The sequence below is a fragment of the Pedobacter roseus genome, assembly GCF_014395225.1.
In the GTDB taxonomy this organism is placed as follows: domain Bacteria; phylum Bacteroidota; class Bacteroidia; order Sphingobacteriales; family Sphingobacteriaceae; genus Pedobacter; species Pedobacter roseus.
On the sequence record NZ_CP060723.1, the window covers coordinates 4,420,706 to 4,446,713 of the forward strand.

Genomic DNA, 26,008 nt, shown 5'->3' on the forward strand with positions numbered 1-26,008 from the left:
AAATGAAAGTCAGCAGTACTTCGGAGGCAGCAGCCCCGCTATCCGCTTTACCCCGACTTTACGTCGGGATGCCCGCTCCTATCGGGTTTAGTTACAACAGACAGTAAAAAAAACGCCCTTAATTTTTATATCTTTAGAGATACAATTAATCAGTGTAATCATTTAAATCTGTGTAATCCCCATTATATGCAAATAGCAGCCCAAATCGTAATCGGCTTAGTCGCCTTTATCCACATCTACATCCTTTGGCTGGAAATGTTCGCCTGGACCACCAGAGCTCCAAAAGTTTTTAAAACCATTCCGAAAGATTTATTCGTACCAACCAAAACATTGGCGGCCAACCAGGGCTTATATAATGGCTTTTTAGCCGCAGGCTTAATCTGGTCGCTATGCATAACCGATCATCACTGGAAATTTTATGTGGCCATATTCTTTTTAACCTGCGTTATTATTGCAGGTATTTATGGCGCTGCAACTGCCAGTAAAAAAATCCTTTATGTACAATCTATCCCCGCATTAATCGCATTGATTTTATTGCATCTGTAGTTTATAGTTTTCGATTAGCACATGCAGAAGTTATTCGCTCTCCTCATCTCATTTGCTATTTTCGGATTGAATCCTGTTAAGAACAATAAAATAATTGAAGATAGAATTATTAAGCCCTTTTAAACGGATTGTGGTTGCACATTCTTACACGCCTGTTCCTAACTAGGAAATTTATCCATAAACTTTATTTGGGCAAAGTGCCGGCTGCCCAGTCTTATCAGATGCAATCATGAAAAAAAACAGACGTGCTTCTTAAAACCAAGAAAAAGCCAGTGTTGTTATGGATTTATGTTTAGTTAATGAAAAGGAAGGTTAAAAAAGAGTAATCGTTATTCCGCGGGCATCTAACCAAGACAACTACAATTCCAATAACCGTTCCAAATGATGGTAACCAATCCCGAAATACTCCTTGCTAGCTTTTATTTTCTCTAAAATTCTCTTTTGCTCTTCGTTCTTCGGACTTCCGACTAAAGACTTCGGACTTTTTTTCACCCCCACCACAAGCACATTCTTTGGCGTATGTGCATCAGAAATAAACTCAAAAACCTTGGTTTTATAGCCAAAATATTCTAAAATTAAGGCCCGAATACCATCGGTAACCATTTCGGCCTGGCGTTCTAAAAAGATGCCATATTTAGTTAAAAACGATACATCATTCTTCACTTTGTTTTGCTCAATTTCTCTACGGATCTGTTTATGGCAACATGGTGCAACAACAATCAGTTCGGCATTTGCTTTAATTCCTTTAAAAATGGCATCATCTGTTGCCGTATCGCAGGCATGTAAGGCGATTAATAAATTAACATCTTCAGCATTATAATCTTCAATCGTCCCCTGAACAAAATTCAATTGGGCAAAAGCAGATTTTTCAGCAACACTATTACACAAATCCACCATATCCTGACGATACTCTACCCCAACTACTTCAGTTTCCAGTTTTAAAACCGAATGTAAATAATCATATAGTGCAAAAGTTAAATAACCTTTGCCAGAGCCCATATCAGCCACTTTTTTAATCGTACCTTCTGGCAATTCTTTAATCAAAGCACTTAAAATTTCGATGTAATGGTTAATCTGACGGAATTTATCCTGTGCATTTTTAAAAACCTTACCTTCAGCATCGGTAATTTTCAACTCGGTTAAATATGATTTTGAATCGGGCTTAATCAATCTGGTTTTTTCTTTGTCGTGGATGGCAGAAGGGACTTCTTTAGCTGATGCTTTCGTTTCCCTCAAAACCACTTTACCGTTGTTCAGTTCTTCTAAAATCAGGTCTTTTTCGGTAGTAAATAAGGTTCCTATTTTAAATCCATTTTCCAGATAATCAGTAATCAGGTCTAGCCCTTCATCAACGACATAGTTTTTTACCACATCGCGGGTTTTATATCGATAGGTAAAGGCCAGCTTATCTTCACGTTTAATCGCCACTTTACGGATCAGCAACTGCTTTAGCGCTTCCTCCGCTCCTTTATAGTTCCCTAAAGAAACTTTCACAAAGGTTGTTGCATCCAGGCTTTCTTTTAAAGCGATACTAAACTGTTTGATATATTCTGATACTGCCATTGGTAATTTTGAACTGCAAAGATAATCAAGTTTATCTGCAGCCGAATATTTAAGCGATAATGTAACAATAGAGCGACTATAGAAAAAACTGATAAATGAAGTAAAATGGAAGATGGAAAAAATTTTCAACCAGAAAAACCGCTGGCAAGGCCCTAAATAAACCTGTGAGGTAATACGATTTAGAAATACGTACTGCTATTATTATCTATATTGATTCCAAAGTAGCGGATCGCTTTTTTTTCAAAAAATTAAGCTTTAGATTAGGGTATTAAAATAGCTAACCATAATACATGAGTGACTTTCAGATAAAAAAATCTCCAACCGTTTATGATGCCATTATTGTTGGCTCAGGAGCTGGTGGCGGGATGGCTGCGTACGTTCTGGCACATGCAGGGCAAAAGGTATTATTGCTCGAGGCCGGTCAAAATTTCGATCCACGATTAGATTCACATCAATTAAAATGGCCCTGGGAATCGCCCCGCCGCGGTGCAGGTACCGTTCGTCCATTTGGTGATTTTGATGCTTCTTATGGTGGCTGGGAGTTAGAAGGCGAGCCTTATACCCAGAAAAACAAAAGCGAATTCGAATGGTTCCGTTCGCGGATGCTCGGTGGCCGTACCAACCACTGGGGCAGGATTTCTTTACGGATGGGTCCGGAAGATTTTAAACCTAAAGATGGTTTAACTGATTCCTGGCCGATTACTTATGCTGATGTAAAACCATTTTACGATAAAGTTGACCGCATGATTGGTATTTATGGAACGGCAGAAGGAATTGAAAGTGAGCCGGATGGAATTTTCATGAAACCGCCAAAACCCAGGTTAAATGAGCTTTTCATCAAAAAAGGTGCAGAAAAAGCTGGGGTAAAAGTAATTACCGGCCGTGGATCAGTCCTTACCGAAGCTTTACCGAATAACAGCGATCGCGCACCTTGTTTTTATTGTGGCCAATGTGGCAGAAGCTGTAAAGTTTATGGCGATTTTTCGTCTTCATCATGTTTGGTAAATCCTGCAGTAAAAACCGGAAACCTTACCGTAATTACCGACGCCATGGTGCGTGAAGTAATTACCGATAAAGATGGATCCGCAAAAGGTGTTTCTTATGTAAACCGCAAAGATTTGCAGGAATATCAGGTAAACGGGAAACTGGTTATTTTAGGCGCCAGTGCCTGCGAATCTGCCCGAATATTATTAAATTCAAAATCAGCCTCACATCCAAATGGCCTGGCCAATAGCAGCGGTGTGGTTGGAAAATACTTACACGATTCTACCGGAGCCAGTGTTTCGGGCTTTCTGCCTCAATTAATGGATAGGAAACGTTATAATGAAGACGGCGTTGGTAGTGTACACATTTATTCACCATGGTGGTTAGATAACCGCAAACTCAACTTCCCGCGTGGTTACCACATCGAATATTGGGGCGGCATGGGTATGCCAGCTTATGGTTTTGGTGGCGGTGTAGCCGAAATGAACGGAATGGTACCTGGAAGAGATGGCAAAATGAAAGAAGCCGGAGGTTACGGAAAATCATTAAAAGATGATTACCGCCGTTTCTATGGAACCGGAGTTGGAATGGCTGGTCGTGGTACCGCAATTGCCAGAGAAAGCAATTACTGCGAGATAGATCCGAATACGGTAGATAAATATGGTATTCCGGTTTTAAGATTTAACTATAAATGGGACAAAGATGAAATTCTGCAGGCAAAACACATGCAGGAAACCTTCCTTTCGATTATGAAGGAAATGGGGGCCGTGGTTACTTCTGAAATTCAGGGGGCAGATACCAATTACGGCTTACTTAACCCTGGGAAAATTATCCACGAAGTAGGTACCATACGTATGGGCGATGACCCTAAAAAATCGGCATTGAATAAATACTGCCAGGCACATGATTGCAAAAACCTTTTTGTGGTTGATGCCGGACCATTTGTACAACAGGGCGATAAAAACGCAACCTGGACGATTTTAGCCCTTTCGATGCGTACTGCGGAATATATTTTAGCTCAAAAGAAAAAACAGAACATTTAAGAATTACCATAATGAACAGACGTGATTCCATAAAAGCATTAGGTTTAACAGCCATTAGTACAACTGTACTTTTAGATGCCTGTAAACAACCTGAAACAAAAACCGAAGCCGCCGCACCTGAAGAAACCGCAAAAGAAGCGGGAAGAGAACAATGGGAGTTAGACCGCGACAAAAACCTGAAATCGGAAACCTTTTTTACTAAACATGAAATGGCCACCATTACAGTTTTGGCCGACATCATTATTCCAAAGGATGAAGTTTCGGGCAGCGCATCGGAAGCAAAAGTGCCCGAGTTTATCGAATTTATAGTAAAAGATATTCCTGAACATAAAGTACCCATGCGTGGCGGACTGAAATGGCTCGATGTATACAGTTTCAATAAATTTCAAAAACCGTTTGTTGAAGCGTCGGCAGATCAGCAGATTTCGATTGTGGATGAAATTGCCTACCCTAAAAAAGCCCGCCCAGAAATGCAGGCAGGCGTAACCTTTTTCAACAGGATGAGAAGTTTAACGGCATCGGGTTTTTATACGACAGAAATGGGGGTAAAAGACATTGGTTATGTTGGCAACGCACCAAACCAATGGGCCGGCGTTCCTGCTGATGTACTGAAACAGTACGGCATGGAAAATGTGGAGGTATAGTCGTATAAAAAAAAGTTGTCATTGGTATGTACCTTCACTTGACGGTAATTACGCAGTTCGTGAACACGTGAACCACGGCACATAAAAAATATAATCCTATACTAAAGAAGTCAAGTTTTAAAATACACTGCCCCAAAAAGTTAGACACTTTATGGGGGCATTTTTATGAGTAGAAAAATTAAATACGGTTTAGAGTTAAAATTACTGTTGGTAAAACAGGCGATCAATGGAGAAGGTTCGGTTCGTGCTATTGCTAAGGAAAACCAGATTAACCATACGATTTTGGATAAATGGGTTAGTTTTTATAAAGCCTATGGAATTGAAGGATTACAATTGCAGCCACGTCAATACGATGGCGATTTTAAGTTAACAGTAATAGAAACATTAAGAACTGAAGGCTTATCTTTATACCAGGCCTGCATCAGATTCAAACTTCCTTCAGTCAGTATGCTCAGCAATTGGCAAAAGAAGTATGAAAGTGAAGGTGTGGGGGCACTTTTCAAATCATGTAGGGGAAAATTTATGGATGCACCCGATAAAAAATCTAAAAAGAATAATCCTAAACAAACCAGGGAGCAGGAGTTGGAAAAGGAAAACAATTTTTTGCGTGCCGAAAATGAATATCTAAAAAAGTTGTATGCCTTAATTCAGAAGGAAGAAGCAGAGAAAAAGAAAAAGCGCTGATCATCCAGGGATTAAGGCAGAAACACGATCTTAAAATGTTGCTACAGGCAGCAGATATGGCTAGGAGTACGTTCTATTACCAAATCCAGAAAAATAAAAAAGCAGATAAATACGGTCATCTTAAAATACAGATCAAGAACTTATATGACCAGCATAAGGGCAGATTAGGGTATAGACGGATGGTCTATGCCCTAAGGGAGCTGGGCTTTCATCTCAATGATAAAACAGTTCTGCGCCTCATGAAGTCGATGGGGCTGAAAAGTGTGATCAGGGTAAAGAAATATAAAACCTATAGGGGGCAGTTCGGTAAAGTGGCCGAGAATGTATTGCAGCGTAACTTTAGAGCAGATAGGCCTTTCCAAAAATGGGCAACAGATGTTACAGAGTTTAAAGTAGGCGTACAAAAGTTATATCTTTCGCCTATAATAGATCTTTTTAATGGTGAGATAATAAGTTACAAATTGTCGGAAAGGCCGAATTTTAAGCAAGTAACAGAAATGATCAAAGAAGCTTTTATACGCATACCCAAGCAACAAACAGCGCTTATCTTACATTCCGATCAGGGATGGCAGTACCAAATGAAGGCGTACCAAAAGCTCCTTCAGGAAAAAGCTGTTATACAGAGCATGTCAAGGAAGGGAAATTGCCTGGACAATGCAGTCATTGAAAACTTTTTTGGAACTATAAAATCCGAACTGTTTTACCTGAAAAAATATCAAACCATAGAAGAACTAAAAATGGAAATCAAATCTTACATAAGCTATTATAATAACGACAGGATCAGACTTAACTTAAAAGGAATGAGTCCGGTAAAGTACCGAACTCAAATGTGGAAAAATTAAATTATTTTTGTCCAAACTTCTGGGGGCAGTCCAAAAACTTGACTTCTTTTAATTATCACAATAAAGACCCTGAAACAAGTGCAGGGTGATGTCAAAAAAATATTATTCTACAATCAAAATCAAACCCTTTCCTTTTTCAACAGGAATCGATTTTCCATCCACATAACTTCCTGCAGTTTGGAATTTATCAATTGCGGGGGCATTTATTTTAACTTTCGATGCATTTAAACCTAGTTTAGCCCAATCAATGGCTAAATTAACCTTGGTATCTCCTTCTGCCCAGCTCGCCAAAGCAATCATTGTTTTTCCCTGTTTTTTGTAAACCGTTGCCAACACTTTTGGATTATCGGTTTTAACCGGACAGTTTTCGCTCCAGTAGCCAATCATTTCAGATCCTTTTATGCCAAAGTTATCCCAGGCTTTCCATAAAGGTTTCGGATCACTTTTATCCGACCAGCCTAAACGACTCGTCATGCCATAAATCATCCCACGCCAGGGGTTTCCATCATCCTGCAACATCTCGCCCATTAAACCGAAAGGAATTCCGCTTACTTCTGTTAAAAAGAAATCAGGATTATTTTTTTGATAATCGAAATATTCGCCAAACCATAAACGGTTCAGGTAAGGGAAATGCTCCAGGTATAAAATGGCGCTGTTATTAAAACCATCGCTTTTATTGTATTGGTTTGCAGAATGCAGATCGATAATACCCGGATGGTTATTCTGTGTAAGTACACGCTTAATTCGCTTCATGGTTACGCGATCAAAAGCCACATCATCTAAATACACACCATCAATCCCAACATTGTTTACTAACCAGTTCATGCCTTCTACATAATAATTATGCCAGCGATTCATTCCACTGTTAATTACAGCCGCATCTTTAATTTCGGGTACAAACCAGGCAGCAATATAATTAGTATCCAAATGCTCCTGTAACCAGCTAAAACCGCCACCTTTACCAGGAGAGTAAACTTCGGTACCTAAACTCCGTAAAGCAGGCCACTCGTAAGCATGGTTAGATAATTCGCGAACGGTATTATAAATTTTCACTTTCAATCCTTTCGAATGCGCATTATCGATATAACCTTTCATCTTTTTCCACTCGATAAACGGATAGTTGATCCAGGGATTAATTGGTGTGGCATGGTGAATGTTCACTACCGTTGCACCTGTCGATTTAATCGAATCTAAATCACCATATTTATGATAAAAACGGTTGTCCCATTGGAAATCGGTATTGATTAAATGAAAAGGCGTAATCAGCAAGTTGAAGTTGTAATAAAGTACATCTCCCTTTCTCATGCTTCTTGCCCCTGTAAAGTTATCGGCCAGCATCGAACTGCCTTTTACATTGATCTGGATGCCACCCTTATCTCCATTACCCCACGATTTAGGCAATATTAAAGGCTTTTGAAGGTAGAAATTGGTATTCAACGGGCGAACATAGTTCTCATCTCTCAAATTGTAATACAGGCCCGCATTTACATTTCCGATCCACACCGCATCCTGGTTTTTATTGGCCACGTCCCATTTCCATTTCACAGTGTCAGGTCTAACACCGCCTTTTTCACCCAAACCCATTAGATATTTAGTAGAACCCTTATCAAAAGGAATATGAAAATCAACATTACTGAATTCCACATCTTTTAACGCTGTAACCTTAACTACATAATGAACATAACCATCAAACTCTAAAGCACCTTCTAAATCCATTTTCAGGTTTTCAGAAGTATTAGTCGCCGACCATTTTACTGTTCCAGCTTCTTTACCGGTAATTTGAAAATTGGTTGGTACAAATTTCTCCTGCGTTTTTGGCGTATTAAAAAAGTGAAAGTGAATTGGTTCTGCCAGGATATTATTTGGTTTTTCGTTATAAGCGGTCATTTCAGCATTAAAGAAAGTCTGAATCTGCTTAGGAAAACCATCTGCGTTGATTTCAAATTTTCTGCCTAAAAGAGAGATTACATTACCTTCAACTGTTAAAGGCGTATAAGGAGCAACTACAGTATTGGCTTGTGCCAAAGTAGAATTTAACCAGGTTAAACGGGTCTGTTTGTTTGGCGTTCCTACACCCGCATCAGCTAAAACTTCACTACCTACGGTAATTCTAACATCGATTACTTTAGATTTTCCATTGGCTTTGACCGTAAATTTCCCAGCATAAATGCCTGCAATTGTAGTTTTAGGAATATTTACAGTAATCCACATCGGCTGAATTTTACCTGATGATACATTTACCGTTTCCACCAATGGTTTGTTATCGTAACTCGTTCCATTGGTATTTAAACAGTTGATGTTTTTAGAAGAAATTACTTTCCCAGTGCTAGTTTTTAAATCGCCGAAGTTCACCTCAACGTTTTTTAAATCTTTCAAAGCATATACACCCAATTGAAAAGCATAGTTTTCGCCCTTGCTGGCCATTCCTGTGAAAGAATTTAATGCCCCTTTTTGCACCCAACGGTAAGGCAGGTCGTTTTGCATTTTAATGGGGTACATCCTGTCCTCCGGAAACACAATAAAAGCATCTGAAGGATATTTCACCTTAATAGAAGCAGTTTCTTTAGCAGTGGCGATGATTTCCATTGGATAAAAAGAATTGAAAGCATCGATAGATTGAATCTCCACCACTGAAGTGTTCACCTTAACTTGCTTTGCAGTGCTCAACCAAGCCTGATCTACCTGTTTAGGTTTGATGTAAACTCCCTTTGGATAATTATCCCTGCCTTCATTTTTATAAGCGAGGTAATACACGTAATATTTTCCGGCACCAGTAGTTTCAAAATAAACATCAGCACTTTCTCTAGTTAATTTATCTGTACCAACCACTGAAATGGTTTTACCGTTGGCATCCTGAACGATGATTCCTTTTAACTCAGGATGTTCATCCCTCCTGCGCCAATCAATTTTAGCATGGGCAATTTTTCCAATACCAGCAAACTGGAGCACAACACGATGGTTCCCCAGCGAATCAGGATTCCAGGCATTGTTACCACTGGTATATTTTAATATTTGTGCATGAAGGGATAGCTGTCCGAATAAACAGACAAGTAAAAAAAGCCTAAATTTCATTATCAATTTGTTTTAGGCTAATTTATGTATAGCAGATTGAATTAAAGCTATGTAATGAAAAAATGAGACAAACGTTTGTCCAATTATTTAAATCCGTTATATATCAAAAAGGCATCGTAACGTTTTAAAAAATCAAGCTTTCCGGAAGGCAATTGCTTAAAGTTTCCCATTAAAATAAGTTGCTTATCCACTTTTCCAACAGTTTCTTCAACTAACCGATTAGCTTCAAGCTGATCTTTTGAAGATAATCCCGTTATTGCCGCGCCTTGCCAAATCACTGGTTTCAGTTTATCATACGTTGATAAAGAGTTGTAATAACCGGTTGCAATAAATGCTACATTGTTCCTGAAATCTTTGGATTTATCCAAAATCGAGGCAAAAGAATATTTCTTTTCTATAGAAGCATGGTAACTACCAAAATTGCCAAAAAACCTGGGTTTCAAATCAGGGTTTGTTTTTAAAATTCCGTCAAATGCAATTTTGAAATTCTCCAATAACTCCTCTTCACGGTGAACGCCACGAAATTGTTTTACACTATTTACAATAAGGTAATAATCTTTATAAAAATCACCAAAGCAGGCCAGTAATTCAGGAACATGCATTTTGCTTACTTCTTTCAACCGAAATGTTAGACCACTTAAAATCTGATAATCATTGCTATTTAAGATTTTTTCGAATAAATCATTGATCTCTCCAGGTAAGGGCCTGAGAGAATATTTTCTTAAATATTTAATAGCATTCAAATAATCACGCTGAACATTTGTTCTTGTAGATGTATTTTGAAGATCAATATCTATTCCTACAAATGAAATCTTATTTGAACTTGATTGTTTTAAATTGTATTTGTACAAAGAAATCATGTTGTAATAATATCGCTTAAGGCTTAAACTATCAAGCCCCAGTTGATCATCCCAGGTAGCCAGAATCTTTAAATCTCCGGTTTTCAGGAAAAGATTATAACAAAATAAGTAAGAATGACTATATTCTGAAAGCATGTAATTAACACCCTTTATTTCATGCAAGGCGATAAAAATTGACTGAAGGCTTCTGCCGGTTGATTTCATATCATGATATTCTCCTTTCAAATAGATCATTTTTTCAGGTAGCATCTTAGCCATTGATTGAGATAAAGATTTAATATCAATACTATCTGAAGTTGCGATAACAAGTTTATTAATAATACTATCCTGTTGACTTTGAGCCGCTGCGCTTGAAAAGCTGAACAGGATGCAGAGGGCGATAATGACTTTCATAATTTGGTAATACAAGAATAGAAAAAAAACAACATAAAAAAAGTCCTGTTCTTTCGAACAGGACTTTCTTATACTTAAAGGGAATAAAATTATTCTCCTTTTGGTTCTTCAGTAGCAGGAGCTTCTTCAGCAGGAGCAACTTCTTCGGCAACTTCAGCTTTCGCTTCAGCAGCTTTAGGTGCAGCAGCAGCTTTGCTTCTACCACGACGAGTTGTTTTCTTCTCTTCTTTAACTTCTACATCTTTACCGTAAACTGTATTGTAGTCTACCAATTCAATTAATGCCATCTCAGCGTTATCACCCTGACGATTGTTTAATTTAATGATACGAGTGTAACCACCTGGACGGTTTGCAACTTTCTCAGCAATTTCGCGGAATAAAATTGTTACTACTTCTTTATCTTGTAAATAAGCAAATACAGTACGACGTGAGTGAGTAGTATCATTTTTTGATTTAGTGATAATTGGCTCAACATAAGTACGTAATGCTTTAGCTTTAGCTAAAGTAGTTGTAATTCTTTTGTGCAAAATAAGTGATGAAGCCATGTTAGCTAACATCGCCTTTCTGTGGCTTGCGGTTCTACCTAAGTGGTTTACTTTTTTACCGTGTCTCATTGTTTTTTAATTGAGTGTATACCGTCTCGTTGCAATTAAGCTGAGGGAATTATACACTGTGAAATAATAATTTGTTCAACGCTTTGCGCTAAGCGCATGGCGCCATGCTGACTATTCTTCGTCTAATTTAAATTTAGACAGGTTCATACCGAATGATAAACCTTTTGATTTTACTAATTCCTGGATCTCTGTTAAAGATTTTTTACCGAAGTTTCTGAATTTTAACATATCAGCAACATCGTAAGAAACTAAATCAGCTAAAGTACGGATATCAGCAGCTTTTAAGCAGTTTAATGCCCTAACTGAAAGATCCATGTCTACTAATTCAGTTTTAAGGATTTTACGCATGTGTAAAATTTCCTCGTCAACTTCTTTAGTTTCTTCTTTAGCCTGAGATTCTAATACTAAATTCTCATCAGAGAATAACATAAAGTGTTGGATAAGGATCTTAGCCGCTTCTTTTAATGCTTCTTCAGGATGAATTGAACCGTCAGTAGAGATATCTAAAACCAATTTTTCATAATCCGTTTTTTGCTCAACACGAAAGTTTTCGATCGTGTATTTTACATTTTTCATTGGAGTATAAATCGAATCGATTGCGATTACACCTACAACAGCATCAGCAACTTTATTTTCTTCAGCAGGTACATAACCACGTCCTTTATTGATGGTTAATTCCACTTCCAAAGTAACAGATTTATCCATGTTGCAGATAACGTGCTCAGGGTTTAAAACTGTAAAGTTGTTAGAGAATTTAGTGATATCACCAGCTTTAAACTGATCTTGACCATTAACGATGATGAAAACTTTTTCAGAATCACCTGAATCACCAGTTTTCTTAAAACGAACTTGTTTTAAGTTTAGGATGATATCAGTTAAATCTTCTACAACACCTTTCATGGTAGAAAACTCGTGAGAAACGCCTGAAAAACGAATAGTAGTAATAGCATAACCTTCTAATGAAGAAAGTAAAATTCTTCTTAAGGCATTACCAATTGTTACACCGAAACCGGGCTCTAAAGGACGAAATTCAAATGTGCCATCGAAATCGGTTGATTTCTGCATGATCACTTTGTCTGGTTTCTGAAATGCTAAAATTGCCATTTATAATTTTTTAAATTCGTTATTGAATATATAGTAACAAGAAAAAAGTTAATTACCCTTTTGAGGTAATTAACTATCTTATTTATTACTTTGAGTATAACTCGATGATTAAGTTTTCCTTGATGTTTTCAGGAATCTCATCACGTTGAGGGTAAGTTAAGAATTTACCAGTTAATTCACCAGCATTCCACTCTAACCATGCGAACTTGTTAATTGTTCTGCCTGCAACTGAGTTACTAATTGATTCTAAAGATTTAGATTTTTCACGAACAGCAACCACATCACCAGCTTTTAACTGATATGAAGGGATATTTACAACTTCACCATTCACGGTTACGTGTTTATGGCTAACTAACTGGCGTGCACCAGAACGGGTTGTTGCAATACCTAAACGGTATACTGTGTTATCTAAACGTGCTTCTAATAATTGAAGTAAGTTATCACCAGTGATACCTGCACGTGAAGATGCTTTTTTAAACAAGTTACTAAACTGTTTTTCTAACACACCATAAGTGTATTTTACTTTTTGTTTCTCCATTAACTGGATAGCATATTCAGATTGTTTTCCTCTTCTTTTTGATGAGCCATGTTGCCCAGGAGGATAATTTTTTCTGTCTAACACCTTATCAGGACCGAAGATTGGTTCTCTGAATTTACGGGCGATTTTTGATTTTGGGCCTGTATATCTTGCCATTTTTTTTCTGTTTTTAAAGTATCATCCAGCCTGTAACTGGAGATTCTTAGCTTTAAAATTAATTAAACTCTTCTCTTTTTAGGAGGACGACATCCGTTGTGAGGAAGTGGAGTAATATCTTTAATAGATGTTACTTCGATACCTGCTACTTGTAAAGTTCTGATTGCAGATTCACGACCTGAACCCGGACCTTTTACAAATACTTCAACTTTACGTAAGCCTAAATCAAATGCAACTTTACCGCAATCTGATGCTGCTTGACCAGCTGCATACGGTGTGTTCTTTTTAGAACCTTTAAAGCCCATTTTACCAGCAGAAGACCATGAAATAGTCTGTCCGTTGTTGTTTGTTAAGGTAACGATGATGTTGTTGAAAGTAGCATTGATATGCGCCTGACCAACAGACTCAATTACAACGATACGTTTTTTTGTTACTTTTTTACTCTTAGCCATTTTATCTTTTAGATTTTAGATATGAGACTTGAGATATGAGACTTTCTCTACCCCGATACTCAGTATCCTACTTTTTCTCTTTTATTCCAGATCTGAGCAGATTTTAAAGACGCGAAGCTCACATCTAAAATCTCACCTCTCCTATCTATCTATTACTTAGTAGCTTTTTTCTTGTTAGCAACTGTTTTTCTCTTACCCTTACGAGTACGTGAGTTGTTTTTAGTACGCTGACCACGAGAAGGTAAACCTTTTCTGTGACGTAAACCACGGTAACAACCAATATCCATTAAACGCTTGATGTTTAACTGGACCTCTGAGCGTAAAGCACCTTCTACTTTAATCTCATCGTTGATCATTGTACGGATTGCCGTCAACTCATCATCAGACCAGTCTTGTACTTTTTTGTTTAAATCGATACCTGCTGTAGTTAAAATACGTTGTGCAGTTGTTCTGCCAATTCCGTAGATATAGGTTAAACCGATCTCTCCTCTTTTGTTTCTTGGTAAATCAATACCTGAAATCCTTGCCATATTTATTTATGTTTTTTACGTAACTCCGAACGGCGGGCCACCGTTGTGCGGTTCATTACAATATTCTTAATTACCCCTGACGTTGTTTGTATTTAGGATTTTTCTTGTTGATAACGTAAAGTTTACCTTTACGGCGAATAATCTTACAATCAGCGCTACGTTTTTTAATTGATGATCTAACTTTCATTTTATTTGTATCTATAAGTAATGCGTCCTTTTGTTAAATCATAAGGAGACATTTCCAATTTAACTTTATCCCCAGGAAGAATTTTGATGTAGTGCATCCTCATCTTACCTGAAATGTGAGCAATAATCTCATGCCCGTTCTCGAGTTCTACCCGGAACATTGCATTAGACAATGCTTCTCTTATTACTCCGTCTTGTTCAATTGAGGCTTGTTTAGCCATATTTTATTGATTGTTACTTAATTAGCTGCTTCTAAACAGGGTTGCAAAATTAAATAAAAAATTTTAATTATTTATTTTTTTTGTTGTAAAACTTCTTCTATTATAGAAAACGTTGATAAAACCTCTGCTTTGCCCTTTTTAACGGCTACTGTATGTTCAAAATGTGCTGATGGTTTATTGTCTTTACTGGTTACTGTCCATCCATCTTTATGGAATTTAACACCGGCTACGCCTGCATTGATCATGGGTTCAATTGCAATTACCATTCCTTCTTCAAGTTTTGGTCCTGCACCACGCTTTCCATAATTAGGAATTTCTGGTTTCTCATGAAGCTTTACGCCAACGCCATGTCCAACAAGTTCTCTTACTACTCCAAATCCATTAGTTTCTGCATGGTTCTGAACAGCGAAACCAACATCACCGATACGCATACCGGCAACTGCTTTCTCTATTCCCAACTCCAGGCAACGTTTAGTAACCTCAACCAGTTTCTGTTTTTCAGCATCAATTTCTCCGATGGAGAAAGTATAAGCCGAATCGCCAAAATAGTTATTCTTGATTACGCCACAATCAACCGAAATCAGATCCCCATCTTTAATTACATAATCGCTTGGAAAACCATGAACAACCTGCTCATTTGGCGAAATACATAAAGAATAAGGAAAACCATTGTAATTTAAAAATGCAGGGATTGCTCCATTGTCACTAATAAACTCGTAAGCCAGTTTATCTAATTGGATAGTAGTCATACCTGCCTTAATCACTTTAGCCACTTCTGCCAAGGTTTTAGAAACAAGCATGGAACTTTCTCTTATTAACTCGATCTCCTCAAGAGATTTGTAATAGATTTTAGACATTCAGTTAAAGTTTTGAATGAGTGAATTTTGAGTGAGCAAAATGCCAAACCAGCTTTCTGCTCATTCAATCATTCAAAATTCAATAATTCCATTTTTACAACGCTGCGTTGCTACTTGCAGCAGGAACACCTGTTCTGCCAGTAACCCTACCCGTTTTCATTAAACCATCGTAGTGACGCATCAATAAATAACTTTCGATCTGCTGTAAAGTATCCAATACAACACCAACCAAAATCAATAAAGAAGTACCACCAAAGAAGTGTGCAAATTCTTGTTTAATACCAAACTTAACCGCCAACGAAGGAAGAATAGCAATGATCGCTAAGAATACTGCACCTGGAAAAGTGATTTTAGAAATTACATCATCAATAAAAGTTGATGTTGCAAAACCCGGTTTAACACCTGGGATAAAACCACCGTTTTTCTTCATATCATCGCTCATTTGAGTTGGGTTAACTGTAATGGCTGTATAGAAGAAAGTGAATGCAATAATTAAAATAGCGAACGTTAAGCTATAAGCCAACGAAGTTGTGTTACTGAACTGGATTAACCAAGAACCTTGTAAAGAAGGAACAAACTGCATTAAAGCACCTGGAATGAACATTAACGCCTGAGCAAAAATGATTGGCATTACACCAGCAGCATTCACTTTTAAAGGAATGTACTGACGGACACCACCAAACTGGCGGTTGCCAACAATTTTCTTAGCGTATTGTACAGGTACTTTACGTACACCTTGAACAATTAAAATGGTAAACATTACCACAGCAAATAATGCAACGATCTCTAAAACCAAAGCAACCGGGCCTCCACCTTCACTGGCAGAACCTACACGGGCACTAAACTCTTGAGAAATTGCAACTGGTAAACGGGCAATAATACCAACCATAATGATTAGTGATGTACCGTTACCAATACCTTTATCAGTAATTTTTTCACCTAACCACATTACGAATAATGTACCTGCCGTTAATACAAACGTAGATAACACCAAAAATAAAGTGTTCGGTAATAAAATAGCTTCTGCAGGAACCTGCGTTTTAACGTAACCTACAGATTGAACGATTGTGATCGCTACCGTTAGGTAACGGGTAATCTGGTTCATTTTCTTTCTACCACTTTCGCCCTCTTTCTGCATTTTTTGGAAAGAAGGAACAGCAATACCTAATAGTTGCACCACGATAGACGCAGAGATATAAGGCATTACCCCCAATGCTAGGATAGACACACGAGAGAAAGAACCTCCGGCAAACATATCTAGTAAGCCTAAAAGTCCCGATTTTTCGTTATTGCCTAAAGCAGTTGGATCCACACCTGGTAAAACCACGTGAGATACGAAACGGTATACCAAAAGAATTAAGAGCGTAAACAATATACGCTCTTTTAATTCCTGAATTTTCCAGATATTACTTAAAGTAGTAAATAGCTTCTTCATTTAATAATTACAATTTTACAATAGAACCACCTGCAGCTTCAATAGCTTTTTGTGCGGTTGCAGAGAACGCATGTGCTGTAATTTCTAGCTTTGCTTTAACTTCACCACGACCTAAAATTTTAACTAAGTCGTTTTTAGAAGCCAAACCATGTGCTTGTAAAGCAGCAAAATCGATAGTTGTTAAGCTGTGTTTTTCAGCTAATGCTTGTAAAACATCTAAGTTTACACCAACATACTCAGTACGGTTGATTGGTTTGAAACCAACTTTAGGCACACGACGTTGTAAAGGCATTTGACCACCTTCGAAACCGATTTTGGTTTTGTGACCTGAACGAGAACCCGCACCTTTGTGACCACGAGTTGAAGTACCGCCACGACCAGAACCTGTACCACGACCAATTCTTTTGCTGTTTTTTGTAGAACCTACTGCAGGTTTTAAATTACTTAAATTCATTTTTTTGAATTTGTGTTGCCCTTCGCTTTCACTAAACAGGTACAACGATTAAACATATATAAAGGTAATACCGGTTTTACCCAATATTACCTTTAAAACTTTTATTAAATTGCTTCGATTGCTACCAAGTGGTTCACTTTGCGAACCATACCGATAATCTGTGGTGTAGCTTCAACCTCAACACTTTGGTTCATTTTTGATAAACCCAAAGCCTGAACGGTTCTTTTTTGGCGCTCGCTTCTGTCGATAACGCTTTTTACTTGTGTTATTTTGATCTTAGCCATGATATTATCCGTTAAATACTTTGTTTAAATCAATACCACGGGTTTGAGCTACTGTATAAGCATCGCGCATTTTAGTTAACGCATCAACAGTTGCCTTTACCACGTTGTGTGGGTTAGATGATCCTTTAGATTTTGCCAATACGTTGTGTACACCAGCACTCTCTAATACGGCACGCATCGCACCACCTGCAATTACTCCGGTACCTACTGCAGCTGGTTTGATTAATACAAAACCACCTGAGAATTTACCGATTTGCTCGTGAGGAACAGTACCGTTTAAAATTGGAACTTTTACCAAGTTCTTTTTAGCATCATCCACACCTTTTGCAATTGCTTCAGTTACCTCTTTCGCTTTACCTAAACCGAAACCAACAACACCGTTTTCATCACCTACAACAACAATTGCTGAGAAGCTGAAAGTACGGCCACCTTTGGTTACTTTGGCAACACGTTGTATACTAACCAAACGATCCTTTAACTCGATATCGGTGGTTTTTACTCTTTTTATATTAATAGTTGACATCTTACTTTTTCTTCAGATTAAAATACTAAACCAGCTTCGCGGGCACCCTCTGCCAACGATTTTACACGACCGTGGTATAAATAGCCGTTTCTATCGAAAACAACTTCTTTAACACCTGCTGCAATTGCTTTTTCGGCAACTAATTTACCTACTGCAACTGATTGGTCGCTCTTGTTTCCAGTACCAGAAAAATCTTTCGATAATGATGATGCTGATGCTATTGTTGTACCGGTTACATCGTTAATTACCTGCGCATAAATCCCTTTATTGCTTCTATATACAGATAACCTTGGACGTTCTTCCGAACCGGTAAGTCTTTTTCTGATCCCTTTTTTAATACGATCTCTTCTTGATAATTTTTTACCTGCCATGATTACTATTTTTTAGATGCTGATTTACCTGCTTTTCTTCTTAACACTTCACCTACAAACTTGATACCTTTACCTTTATATGGCTCTGGTGCACGTAACGAACGGATTTTCGCTGCTACCTGACCGATCAATTGTTTGTCAATACTTTCTAAAATGATTTTAGGAGTCTGACCTTTTTCTGAAGATGTAGTTACTTTAATCTCTTCCGGTAACTGGAATACATAATGGTGAGAATAACCTAAAACCAGATCTAATGTATTACCTGTGTTTGTAGCACGGTAACCAACACCTACTAGTTCTTGAGTTAATTTGTAACCTTCTGTAACACCAACAACCATGTTGTTAAGCAATGAGCGATATAAACCGTGTAATGCTTTATGTTTCTTTTGTTCTGAAGGACGTTGAACTGTTAAAATTCCGTCTTCCTGACTTACAGTGATATCTGAATCTACTGCTTGTGTTAATTCACCTTTAGGACCTTTTACACTTACTACGTTATCTTTTGATACGGTAATTGTAACACCTGCTGGGATTGTAATTGGGGCTTTTCCTATTCTTGACATTGTGCTGTTCTCCTAATATTAATAAACGTGACACAATACCTCACCACCAATGTTTAATTTGGCTGCTTCTTTATCGGTCATTACACCTTTAGAAGTAGATAAGATTGCGATACCTAAACCGTTTAATACTCTTGGCATATTTTCAACACCAGCATAGTTTCTCAAACCTGGTTTACTTATCCGCACTAATGTACGAATAGCAGGAACTTTAGTAATCGGATTGTATTTCAAAGCGATTTTAATAATGCCTTGAACTGTAGTATCTTCAAACTTATAGTTCGCGATGTAACCTTTATCAAAAAGAACTTTAGTAATTTCTTTTTTAAGGTTTGATGCAGGAATTTCTACAACACGGTGGTTGGCCTTAATGGCATTCCTTACTCTTGTTAAATAATCTGCTATTGGATCTGTATTCATTTTTTATTGTTTTTGATAGTGGTTTCCTTCTGCTACCCAGCTGTGGGACCTGCTATCGGTTAAAATTCTTTTTTAGTATAAAGACATAAATAAGTATCAAGTATCGAGACACAATTTGGTCTTGATACTTGATACTACAGTACTTTAATACTATTCTATATTACCAAGATGCTTTTTTAACACCTGGTATTTTACCGTCTAGTGCCATCTGGCGGAACGTTACCCTTGAAATACCAAAGGTACGCATATATCCACGAGGACGACCAGTTAATTTACAACGGTTGTGTAAACGTACCGGAGATGAGTTTTTAGGTAATTTATCTAAACCCTCGAAATCTCCTGCAGCTTTTAATACTGCACGTTTTTCAGCGTATCTAGCTACCAATTTTTGGCGCTTAACTTCGCGTGCTTTTACACCTTCTTTTGCCATTATTCTGCTGTTTTTTGATTTTTAAATGGTAATCCGAATTGTTTCAATAACTCAAGAGCCTCAACGTCAGATTTTGCCGAAGTTACGAAAGTTATATCCATCCCTAAAATTTTATTGATTTTATCTATATTAATCTCTGGGAAGATGATTTGCTCAGTAACTCCTAATGTATAGTTACCTTTTCCATCAAAACCTTTATCGTTAATACCTTTGAAATCACGGATACGTGGCAAAGCTACAGAGATCAAACGATCTAAGAACTCGTACATATTGTTATCGCGTAAAGTAACACGTACACCTACTGGCATACCTTTACGTAATTTAAAGTTAGAGATATCTTTCTTAGAGTTAGCCGGAACCGCTTGCTGACCAGTAATGGTAGTCAACTCAACGATAGTGGTATCCATAATCTTTTTATCTGTAACAGAAAAACGACCAACACCCTGATTGATACAGATTTTTTCCAATTTAGGAACCTGCATTACAGTTTTGTACTGAAATTTCTCTTTTAGTGCATTTACAACTTCTTCTTTGTATTTGCTTTTTAATCTTGGTGTAGCCATTATTTAATCTCCTCTCCTGAAATTTTAGCAACTCTAACTAATTTACCATCTGCGTTAAGTTTACGACCTACGCGGGTAGCTTTACCAGATTTTGGATCAACCAACATCAAGTTAGAAATGTGAAGAGCAGCTTCTTTTTTAATAATACCACCGTTAGGATTAGCAGCATTTGGTTTAGTATGTTTAGATACTAAATTAACGCCTTCTACAATGGCTCTGTTTTTATCTATTTGTACTGAAAGTACTTTTCCTTGTTGACCTTTTGAATCGCCAGCAATTACTTTAACTAAATCTCCTGTGCGGATTTTAAGTTTTGATGGTGTATTTACTTTGTTTCCCATTTTATAATACCTCCGGTGCTAATGATACAATTTTCATGAATTGTTTTTCACGTAGTTCTCTCGCAACCGGGCCAAAGATACGTGTACCTCTTGGCTCATCCTGTGCGTTCAATAATACAGCTGCATTATCGTCAAAACGGATATAAGAACCATCTTTACGACGGATTTCTTTTTTAGTTCTTACAACAACTGCTTTAGAAACTGTACCTTTTTTAATGTTACCAGAAGGTAACGCGCTTTTTACGGTAACAACTACTTTATCACCAATTGAAGCATAACGTTTGCCGGTTCCACCTAGCACGCGAATTACCAATACTTCTTTTGCGCCGCTGTTATCAGCAACGTTTAATCTCGATTCCTGTTGTACCATCTTATTTAGCTCTTTCTAAAATTTGTACCAATCTCCAGTTCTTGTTTTTACTCAAAGGACGAGTTTCCATAATCAATACTGTATCACCGATACCGCATTCGTTTTTCTCGTCGTGAGCCATAAATTTGGTAGTTTTCTTTACGAACTTACCATAAATCGGGTGTTTTACTTTACGCTCAACGCTCACTACAACAGATTTATCCATCTTGTTGCTTACCACTAACCCCGTTCTTGTTTTTCTTAATTGTCTTTCCATGACTCTCGAATTATTTAGTTTCAGTAGCTGACTCAGTGTTTTTCACTTTAGTCAACTCAGTGTTTAAACGGGCTATGTCTTTCCTTACTTTTGCAATGCGCGAAGGATTTTCGATAGCTGAAATAGTGTGAGCGAACTTCAATTTTGATAAGTTCTCTTTTTCTTCCGCAATCTTAGCTACTAATTCTTCTTTTGAAAGCCCTGTGATTTCTGAATTTTTCATTTTTCTTTTTCTTTTACGTTGAGTGTAGCGGTTATAATAAACAAGTATTTACAACATTCATCTCAACACCTTTACTATGCTTCTACGTAATCTCTACGTACTACGAATTTGGTTTGGATTGGTAATTTTTGTGCGGCTAAACGTAATGCTTCTTTAGCAACTTCTAAAGGCACACCTTCAGCTTCGAAAATTACACGTCCAGGTCTTACAACTGCTACCCAATACTCAGGAGCACCCTTACCTTTACCCATACGTACCTCAGCAGGTTTTTTAGTTACCGGTTTGTCCGGGAAGATCCTGATCCATACTTGCCCTTCACGTTTCATGAAACGAGTTACGGCAATACGGGCAGCCTCTATCTGACGACTTGTGATCCAAGTAGCTTCTAGAGATTTGATACCGAAAGATCCGAATGCTAATTCAGCTCCACGAGAAGCTAAACCCTTCATTCTGCCTTTTTGCATCTTCCTGAACTTCGTTCTTTTTGGCTGTAACATTTTATTTTGTTCTAATCGTTAAACGATGTTAATAAATCAATTATTTACGAGGACCTCTGTTAGCGCCTGCGCCACCACCTCTATTTGCTCCGGGACCGCCTTGACCTGGACCACGACCACCACCTTGGTTTCCACCACGTCTGTCGTTACCACCGCCACGGTTATCTCTTCCACCACCTCTGTTATCTCTTCCGCCGAAAGCTGGTTTATCTGATGCGCCTTTTGGACCGTTGTTTGTTGCACCAATGTTTGGAGACAAATCACGTTTTCCATAAACCTCACCTTTACAGATCCAAACTTTAACACCTATTTTACCATAAGTAGTTAAGGCTTCAGCTAAAGCATAGTCGATATCAGCACGGAATGTATGCAAAGGCACTCTTCCTTCTTTGTACTGCTCGGTACGTGCCATCTCAGCACCACCTAAACGACCAGAAGTCATGATTTTGATACCTTCAGCACCCATACGCATAGTTGATGCGATAGAAGATTTCATTGCTCTACGGAATGAGATCCTTGCTTCTAATTGTTTTGCAACACCTTCTGCAACTAATTGTGCATCAAGTTCCGGGCGTTTAATTTCGAAGATGTTAATTTGAATTTCCTTTTTAGTCAATTTCTTTAACTCTTCTTTGATTTTATCAACCTCAGCACCTGCTTTACCGATTACAATACCTGGACGGGCTGTGTGGATAGTTACAGTGATACGTTTTAAAGTACGCTCAATAACTACTTTTGCAACACCACCTTTAGCGATACGGGCAGAAAGGTATTTTCTTATTTTCTCATCTTCAACTAATTTATCGGAGTAGTTGTTGCCACCGAACCAGTTAGAATCCCATCCTTTGATAATTCCTAACCTGGCACCTATTGGATTTGCTTTTTGTCCCATTTCCTAATTAGTTTTGAGTTGTTTCTGTGTTTTTACTATCTACAATCAGCGTTACGTGGTTAGAACGTTTACGAATTCTATATCCACGGCCTTGAGGAGCTGGACGTAAGCGTTTTAACTGACGGCCACCATCAACCATAATTGTTTTAACAAAAAGTTGATTTTCTTCAGGGCGGGCACCTTCATTTTTAGCTTCCCAGTTTTTGATAGCAGATAATAATAATTTCTCAACTCTTATTGCTGCTTCTTTATTGGTAAACTTTAAAATGCTCAATGCTTTTTCTACACGTTCACCTCTGATAAGATCTACAACCAAACGCATCTTACGCGGTGAGGTTGGACAATTGTTTAATTTTGCTATTGCTTCCATTGTCTAATTATTTTTTCTTTTCAGCGTGTCCTCTGAATGTTCTGGTTGGAGCAAATTCTCCCAACTTGTGACCAACCATGTTTTCTGTTACGTACACAGGGATAAATTTATTTCCGTTGTGTACTGCAAATGTATGATTCACGAAATCTGGTGATATCATTGATCTGCGAGACCAAGTTTTGATTACAGACTTTTTGCCTGAATCATTCATAGAGTTTACTTTTTTCTCTACGTTATGGTCAATATAAGGTCCTTTTTTTATCGAACGAGCCATTATTTCTTCCTTCTCTCTATGATGTAACGATTAGAATATTTTTTAAGTTCTCTGGTTTTAAAGCCTTTAGACAATAAACCTTTTCTTGAACGTGGGTGACCACCTGATGATCTACCTTCACCACCACCCATTGGGTGATCTACTGGGTTCATCGCTACCGGTCTAGTTCTCGGACGACGGCCCAACCAACGTTTACGACCAGCTTTACCTAATACTTCGTTTGCGTGATCTGAGTTAGATACAGCACCGATAGTAGCAAGACAAGTAGTCAAGATTAAACGGGTTTCGCCTGAAGGCATTTTTAAAGTAGCATATTTACCATCGCGGGCAGCTAATTGTGCGTAAGCACCTGCACTACGAGCCAATTGTGCTCCTTTTCCAGGGTGAATCTCCACGTTGTGGATGATAGAACCTAATGGAATCTTCGATAAAGTTAAAGTGTTACCTACTTCAGGTGCTGCTTTATCGCCCGATAATAATACCGAACCAACTTGCAATCCTTCTGGAGCAATGATATAACGCTTCTCGCCATCTGCATAGTGTAATAATGCGATGCGGGCAGTACGGTTAGGATCGTATTCAACAGTAGCTACTGTTGCAGGAATATCGAATTTATCGCGTTTGAAGTCGATTAAACGATATGATTTTTTATGACCACCACCCATGTAGCGCATAGTCATTTTACCTGTATTGTTACGTCCACCAGACTTTTTTGATGATACAACCAATGATTTTTCGGGCTTGGTTGCTGTAATCTCCGTAAAACTAGCACCTACTCTGAAGCGGGTACCTGGAGTAACTGGTTTAAATTTTCTTAAGCCCATAGTTATAATGAATTATTAAATTAAAGGGTTGCGTAATAATCTATTGTTTCGCCGTCTTTTAACGTTACGATTGCTTTTTTGTATTTAGGACTACGGCCTGATACAAAACCTGCTTTAGTGTAACGAGATTTAGCTTTTCCATCAACAACCATTGTGTTAACTGCAACGATGGTTACACCGTACAATTTCTCAATAGCCGCTTTGATTTGGATTTTATTAGCCTTGTGGCTAACGCTAAAAGTGAAACGGTTAGATTTCTCAGTTAAAGCTGAAGCTTTTTCGGTTAATATTGGTTTTTTTAAAATTTCCATATTACTTGGCAAATGCCTCCTCCAAAGTTTTAACAGAATCAGCAGTTAACACAAGTACACCAGCGTTTAATACATCATAAGTATTTAAATCTGCTGCCGAGATTACTTTAGTTTTCTGAACGTTTCTGCTTGATAAATAGATATTATTATTTTGCGCAGGTAAAACCAATAAAGTTTTTTGAGTACCTACGTTTAACGCAGCCAATAAACTTGTATAGTTTTTAGTTTTAGCTGTATCGAAGTTGAAATCTTCTAAAACTACCACGCTGTTATCTTTTGCTTTATAAGCTAAAGCAGATTTACGTGCTAATGATTTTAATTTCTTGTTCAATTTAAAGCTATAATCACGTGGCTGAGGACCGAAAACACGACCACCACCGTTAAATAACGGAGATTTAATGCTACCAGCTCTTGCACCACCTGTACCTTTTTGTTTGTATAGTTTACGGGTAGAACCTGCAATCTCATTACGTTGTTTAGATTTGTGAGTACCTTGACGTTGGTTAGCCAAATACTGTTTTACATCTAAATAAATCGCGTGGTCGTTAGGCTCGATACCAAATACCGATTCAGGAAGTTGCACCTTGGCACCTGTTTCTTTACCTGAAATGTTTAATACTTTAACTTCCATCTGATTACTTGTCTAAGATTACGTAAGAACCTTTAGCTCCTGGAATGGAACCACTAACTACTAATAAGTTTTGATCAGCATAAACTTTCAAAACCTGTAAGTTCTGAATTTTTACCCTGTCTCCACCTGTTCTTCCTGCCATGCGCATTCCTTTGAATACACGTGAAGGGAAAGATGACGCTCCCAATGAACCTGGGGCACGTAAACGGTTATGCTGACCGTGAGTCTGCATACCAACACCGGCGAATCCGTGGCGTTTTACAACACCTTGAAAACCTTTACCTTTTGAGGTACCTACAACATCAACAAAATCGCCTTCTGCGAATGAATCAACAGTTACTACATCACCTAAATTAAGTGAAGTTGTAAATGAATCAAATTCTACCAGCTTGCGTTTCGGAGTTGTGTTTGCTTTCGCGAAATGGCCTTTCAATGGTTGAGTTGTGTTTTTCTCTTTTTTCTCATCGTAACCCAACTGGATTGATGAATAACCATCTACTTCTTCGGTTTTTACCTGTGTAACTACACAAGGTCCAGCCTCGATTACCGTACAAGGAATGTTTCTTCCTTCGGCATCAAAGATACTGGTCATTCCTACTTTTTTTCCAATAATTCCTGACATTTTATCTTTTAATTTTAACACCCATCGAAGCAGTAGGGCTTCGTTCAAGGTGGTTGTACATCCCCCGA

At 37.9% G+C, this 26,008-nt stretch carries 37 protein-coding genes; 5 read left to right on the forward strand and 32 right to left on the reverse strand.

Annotated elements, in window-relative coordinates:
- Window positions 1-186: 186 nt before the first annotated feature.
- Window positions 187-546: a DUF1304 domain-containing protein gene (locus H9L23_RS18085; RefSeq protein WP_187591686.1), complete on the forward strand. Its 360-nt coding sequence runs from the start codon at window positions 187-189 to the stop codon at window positions 544-546.
- A 357-nt stretch (window positions 547-903) separates the two neighbouring features.
- Here the strand turns inward: H9L23_RS18085 and H9L23_RS18090 are convergent, their stop codons facing one another.
- A complete protein-coding gene (locus H9L23_RS18090) occupies window positions 904-2,109 on the reverse strand; it encodes a class I SAM-dependent methyltransferase (RefSeq protein WP_187591687.1) in 1,206 nt (401 codons plus the stop codon).
- Between the two features lie 290 nt (window positions 2,110-2,399).
- Here H9L23_RS18090 and H9L23_RS18095 point away from each other — a divergent pair, with 290 nt between their 5' ends.
- The 4 genes from H9L23_RS18095 to H9L23_RS18110 all read left to right on the forward strand — a co-directional run bounded on the left by H9L23_RS18095 (window position 2,400) and on the right by H9L23_RS18110 (window position 6,306).
- Window positions 2,400-4,136, forward strand: coding sequence for a GMC family oxidoreductase (locus H9L23_RS18095; RefSeq protein WP_187591688.1), 1,737 nt, complete (start codon window positions 2,400-2,402; stop codon window positions 4,134-4,136).
- A gap of 11 nt (window positions 4,137-4,147) precedes the next feature.
- Complete coding sequence (locus tag H9L23_RS18100; protein ID WP_187591689.1) at window positions 4,148-4,780, forward strand: gluconate 2-dehydrogenase subunit 3 family protein; 633 nt, start codon at window positions 4,148-4,150, stop codon at window positions 4,778-4,780.
- Between the two features lie 165 nt (window positions 4,781-4,945).
- Complete coding sequence (locus H9L23_RS18105; RefSeq protein ID WP_187591690.1) at window positions 4,946-5,464, forward strand: helix-turn-helix domain-containing protein; 519 nt, start codon at window positions 4,946-4,948, stop codon at window positions 5,462-5,464.
- Between the two features lie 2 nt (window positions 5,465-5,466).
- Window positions 5,467-6,306: an IS3 family transposase gene (locus H9L23_RS18110; protein WP_246474964.1), complete on the forward strand. Its 840-nt coding sequence runs from the start codon at window positions 5,467-5,469 to the stop codon at window positions 6,304-6,306.
- Window positions 6,307-6,408: 102 nt separating this feature from the next.
- Here H9L23_RS18110 and H9L23_RS18115 read toward each other — a convergent pair whose 3' ends face one another.
- The 31 genes from H9L23_RS18115 to rplC all read right to left on the reverse strand — a co-directional run bounded on the left by H9L23_RS18115 (window position 6,409) and on the right by rplC (window position 25,940).
- Window positions 6,409-9,378, reverse strand: a complete 2,970-nt coding sequence (locus H9L23_RS18115) for a glycoside hydrolase domain-containing protein (protein WP_187591691.1) — start codon at window positions 9,376-9,378, stop codon at window positions 6,409-6,411.
- 83 nt (window positions 9,379-9,461) lie between these two features.
- On the reverse strand, window positions 9,462-10,631 hold the full coding sequence (locus H9L23_RS18120) for a hypothetical protein (protein WP_187591692.1): 1,170 nt from the start codon (window positions 10,629-10,631) through the stop codon (window positions 9,462-9,464).
- 89 nt (window positions 10,632-10,720) lie between these two features.
- Entirely contained in the window at window positions 10,721-11,245 is a 525-nt protein-coding gene (gene rplQ, locus H9L23_RS18125) for a 50S ribosomal protein L17 (RefSeq protein WP_187591693.1), read from the reverse strand.
- Window positions 11,246-11,356: 111 nt separating this feature from the next.
- Window positions 11,357-12,349 carry a DNA-directed RNA polymerase subunit alpha gene (locus H9L23_RS18130; protein WP_025145205.1) on the reverse strand — a complete coding sequence of 331 codons (993 nt, stop codon included), beginning with the start codon at window positions 12,347-12,349 and terminating at the stop codon, window positions 11,357-11,359.
- Between the two features lie 85 nt (window positions 12,350-12,434).
- Complete coding sequence (rpsD, locus tag H9L23_RS18135; protein WP_025145206.1) at window positions 12,435-13,043, reverse strand: 30S ribosomal protein S4; 609 nt, start codon at window positions 13,041-13,043, stop codon at window positions 12,435-12,437.
- Window positions 13,044-13,105: 62 nt separating this feature from the next.
- Entirely contained in the window at window positions 13,106-13,495 is a 390-nt protein-coding gene (gene rpsK / locus H9L23_RS18140) for a 30S ribosomal protein S11 (protein ID WP_025145207.1), read from the reverse strand.
- Window positions 13,496-13,647: 152 nt separating this feature from the next.
- Window positions 13,648-14,025: a 30S ribosomal protein S13 gene (gene rpsM / locus H9L23_RS18145; RefSeq protein WP_187591694.1), complete on the reverse strand. Its 378-nt coding sequence runs from the start codon at window positions 14,023-14,025 to the stop codon at window positions 13,648-13,650.
- Between the two features lie 70 nt (window positions 14,026-14,095).
- The gene (gene rpmJ / locus H9L23_RS18150) at window positions 14,096-14,212 is read right to left on the reverse strand and encodes a 50S ribosomal protein L36 (protein WP_010599887.1); all 117 of its coding nucleotides are present in this window, start codon (window positions 14,210-14,212) and stop codon (window positions 14,096-14,098) included.
- A gap of 1 nt (window position 14,213) precedes the next feature.
- Entirely contained in the window at window positions 14,214-14,432 is a 219-nt protein-coding gene (gene infA / locus H9L23_RS18155) for a translation initiation factor IF-1 (RefSeq protein WP_010599888.1), read from the reverse strand.
- Window positions 14,433-14,503: 71 nt separating this feature from the next.
- On the reverse strand, window positions 14,504-15,289 hold the full coding sequence (gene map / locus H9L23_RS18160; protein ID WP_187591695.1) for a type I methionyl aminopeptidase: 786 nt from the start codon (window positions 15,287-15,289) through the stop codon (window positions 14,504-14,506).
- Between the two features lie 94 nt (window positions 15,290-15,383).
- A complete protein-coding gene (gene secY / locus H9L23_RS18165; RefSeq protein WP_025145209.1) occupies window positions 15,384-16,724 on the reverse strand; it encodes a preprotein translocase subunit SecY in 1,341 nt (446 codons plus the stop codon).
- Window positions 16,725-16,731: 7 nt separating this feature from the next.
- Window positions 16,732-17,178, reverse strand: a complete 447-nt coding sequence (rplO, locus tag H9L23_RS18170) for a 50S ribosomal protein L15 (protein ID WP_025145210.1) — start codon at window positions 17,176-17,178, stop codon at window positions 16,732-16,734.
- A 104-nt stretch (window positions 17,179-17,282) separates the two neighbouring features.
- Window positions 17,283-17,462, reverse strand: a complete 180-nt coding sequence (gene rpmD / locus H9L23_RS18175; protein ID WP_010599892.1) for a 50S ribosomal protein L30 — start codon at window positions 17,460-17,462, stop codon at window positions 17,283-17,285.
- Between the two features lie 4 nt (window positions 17,463-17,466).
- Window positions 17,467-17,985, reverse strand: a complete 519-nt coding sequence (gene rpsE, locus H9L23_RS18180) for a 30S ribosomal protein S5 (RefSeq protein WP_010599893.1) — start codon at window positions 17,983-17,985, stop codon at window positions 17,467-17,469.
- A 17-nt stretch (window positions 17,986-18,002) separates the two neighbouring features.
- Window positions 18,003-18,356, reverse strand: a complete 354-nt coding sequence (gene rplR, locus H9L23_RS18185; RefSeq protein WP_025145211.1) for a 50S ribosomal protein L18 — start codon at window positions 18,354-18,356, stop codon at window positions 18,003-18,005.
- A 5-nt stretch (window positions 18,357-18,361) separates the two neighbouring features.
- On the reverse strand, window positions 18,362-18,919 hold the full coding sequence (gene rplF / locus H9L23_RS18190) for a 50S ribosomal protein L6 (RefSeq protein WP_187591696.1): 558 nt from the start codon (window positions 18,917-18,919) through the stop codon (window positions 18,362-18,364).
- An 18-nt stretch (window positions 18,920-18,937) separates the two neighbouring features.
- Entirely contained in the window at window positions 18,938-19,336 is a 399-nt protein-coding gene (gene rpsH, locus H9L23_RS18195) for a 30S ribosomal protein S8 (protein ID WP_187591697.1), read from the reverse strand.
- A gap of 160 nt (window positions 19,337-19,496) precedes the next feature.
- Complete coding sequence (gene rpsN, locus H9L23_RS18200) at window positions 19,497-19,766, reverse strand: 30S ribosomal protein S14 (protein WP_025145214.1); 270 nt, start codon at window positions 19,764-19,766, stop codon at window positions 19,497-19,499.
- Window positions 19,766-20,332, reverse strand: a complete 567-nt coding sequence (gene rplE / locus H9L23_RS18205; protein ID WP_086547740.1) for a 50S ribosomal protein L5 — start codon at window positions 20,330-20,332, stop codon at window positions 19,766-19,768. Before rplE ends, rpsN begins: the two co-directional genes overlap by 1 nt.
- Window positions 20,329-20,670: a 50S ribosomal protein L24 gene (gene rplX / locus H9L23_RS18210; RefSeq protein ID WP_025145216.1), complete on the reverse strand. Its 342-nt coding sequence runs from the start codon at window positions 20,668-20,670 to the stop codon at window positions 20,329-20,331. Before rplX ends, rplE begins: the two co-directional genes overlap by 4 nt.
- A 1-nt stretch (window position 20,671) precedes the next feature.
- The gene (rplN, locus tag H9L23_RS18215) at window positions 20,672-21,040 is read right to left on the reverse strand and encodes a 50S ribosomal protein L14 (RefSeq protein ID WP_010599900.1); all 369 of its coding nucleotides are present in this window, start codon (window positions 21,038-21,040) and stop codon (window positions 20,672-20,674) included.
- 1 nt (window position 21,041) lies between these two features.
- Window positions 21,042-21,296, reverse strand: a complete 255-nt coding sequence (rpsQ, locus tag H9L23_RS18220) for a 30S ribosomal protein S17 (RefSeq protein WP_010599901.1) — start codon at window positions 21,294-21,296, stop codon at window positions 21,042-21,044.
- Window positions 21,297-21,306: 10 nt separating this feature from the next.
- Window positions 21,307-21,519, reverse strand: a complete 213-nt coding sequence (gene rpmC, locus H9L23_RS18225) for a 50S ribosomal protein L29 (RefSeq protein WP_025145217.1) — start codon at window positions 21,517-21,519, stop codon at window positions 21,307-21,309.
- Between the two features lie 74 nt (window positions 21,520-21,593).
- The gene (rplP, locus tag H9L23_RS18230; protein ID WP_010599903.1) at window positions 21,594-22,016 is read right to left on the reverse strand and encodes a 50S ribosomal protein L16; all 423 of its coding nucleotides are present in this window, start codon (window positions 22,014-22,016) and stop codon (window positions 21,594-21,596) included.
- A 40-nt stretch (window positions 22,017-22,056) separates the two neighbouring features.
- On the reverse strand, window positions 22,057-22,908 hold the full coding sequence (gene rpsC / locus H9L23_RS18235; RefSeq protein ID WP_025145218.1) for a 30S ribosomal protein S3: 852 nt from the start codon (window positions 22,906-22,908) through the stop codon (window positions 22,057-22,059).
- A 7-nt stretch (window positions 22,909-22,915) separates the two neighbouring features.
- On the reverse strand, window positions 22,916-23,278 hold the full coding sequence (gene rplV / locus H9L23_RS18240) for a 50S ribosomal protein L22 (RefSeq protein WP_025145219.1): 363 nt from the start codon (window positions 23,276-23,278) through the stop codon (window positions 22,916-22,918).
- Window positions 23,279-23,285: 7 nt separating this feature from the next.
- On the reverse strand, window positions 23,286-23,552 hold the full coding sequence (gene rpsS / locus H9L23_RS18245) for a 30S ribosomal protein S19 (RefSeq protein ID WP_010599906.1): 267 nt from the start codon (window positions 23,550-23,552) through the stop codon (window positions 23,286-23,288).
- Window positions 23,552-24,376 carry a 50S ribosomal protein L2 gene (gene rplB / locus H9L23_RS18250; protein WP_187591698.1) on the reverse strand — a complete coding sequence of 275 codons (825 nt, stop codon included), beginning with the start codon at window positions 24,374-24,376 and terminating at the stop codon, window positions 23,552-23,554. The genes rpsS and rplB overlap by 1 nt, the downstream gene beginning before the upstream one ends.
- A gap of 20 nt (window positions 24,377-24,396) precedes the next feature.
- Entirely contained in the window at window positions 24,397-24,687 is a 291-nt protein-coding gene (gene rplW, locus H9L23_RS18255) for a 50S ribosomal protein L23 (RefSeq protein ID WP_187591699.1), read from the reverse strand.
- Between the two features lies 1 nt (window position 24,688).
- Window positions 24,689-25,318: a 50S ribosomal protein L4 gene (gene rplD, locus H9L23_RS18260; protein WP_010599909.1), complete on the reverse strand. Its 630-nt coding sequence runs from the start codon at window positions 25,316-25,318 to the stop codon at window positions 24,689-24,691.
- A gap of 4 nt (window positions 25,319-25,322) precedes the next feature.
- On the reverse strand, window positions 25,323-25,940 hold the full coding sequence (gene rplC / locus H9L23_RS18265) for a 50S ribosomal protein L3 (protein ID WP_025145223.1): 618 nt from the start codon (window positions 25,938-25,940) through the stop codon (window positions 25,323-25,325).
- Window positions 25,941-26,008 lie beyond the last annotated feature (68 nt).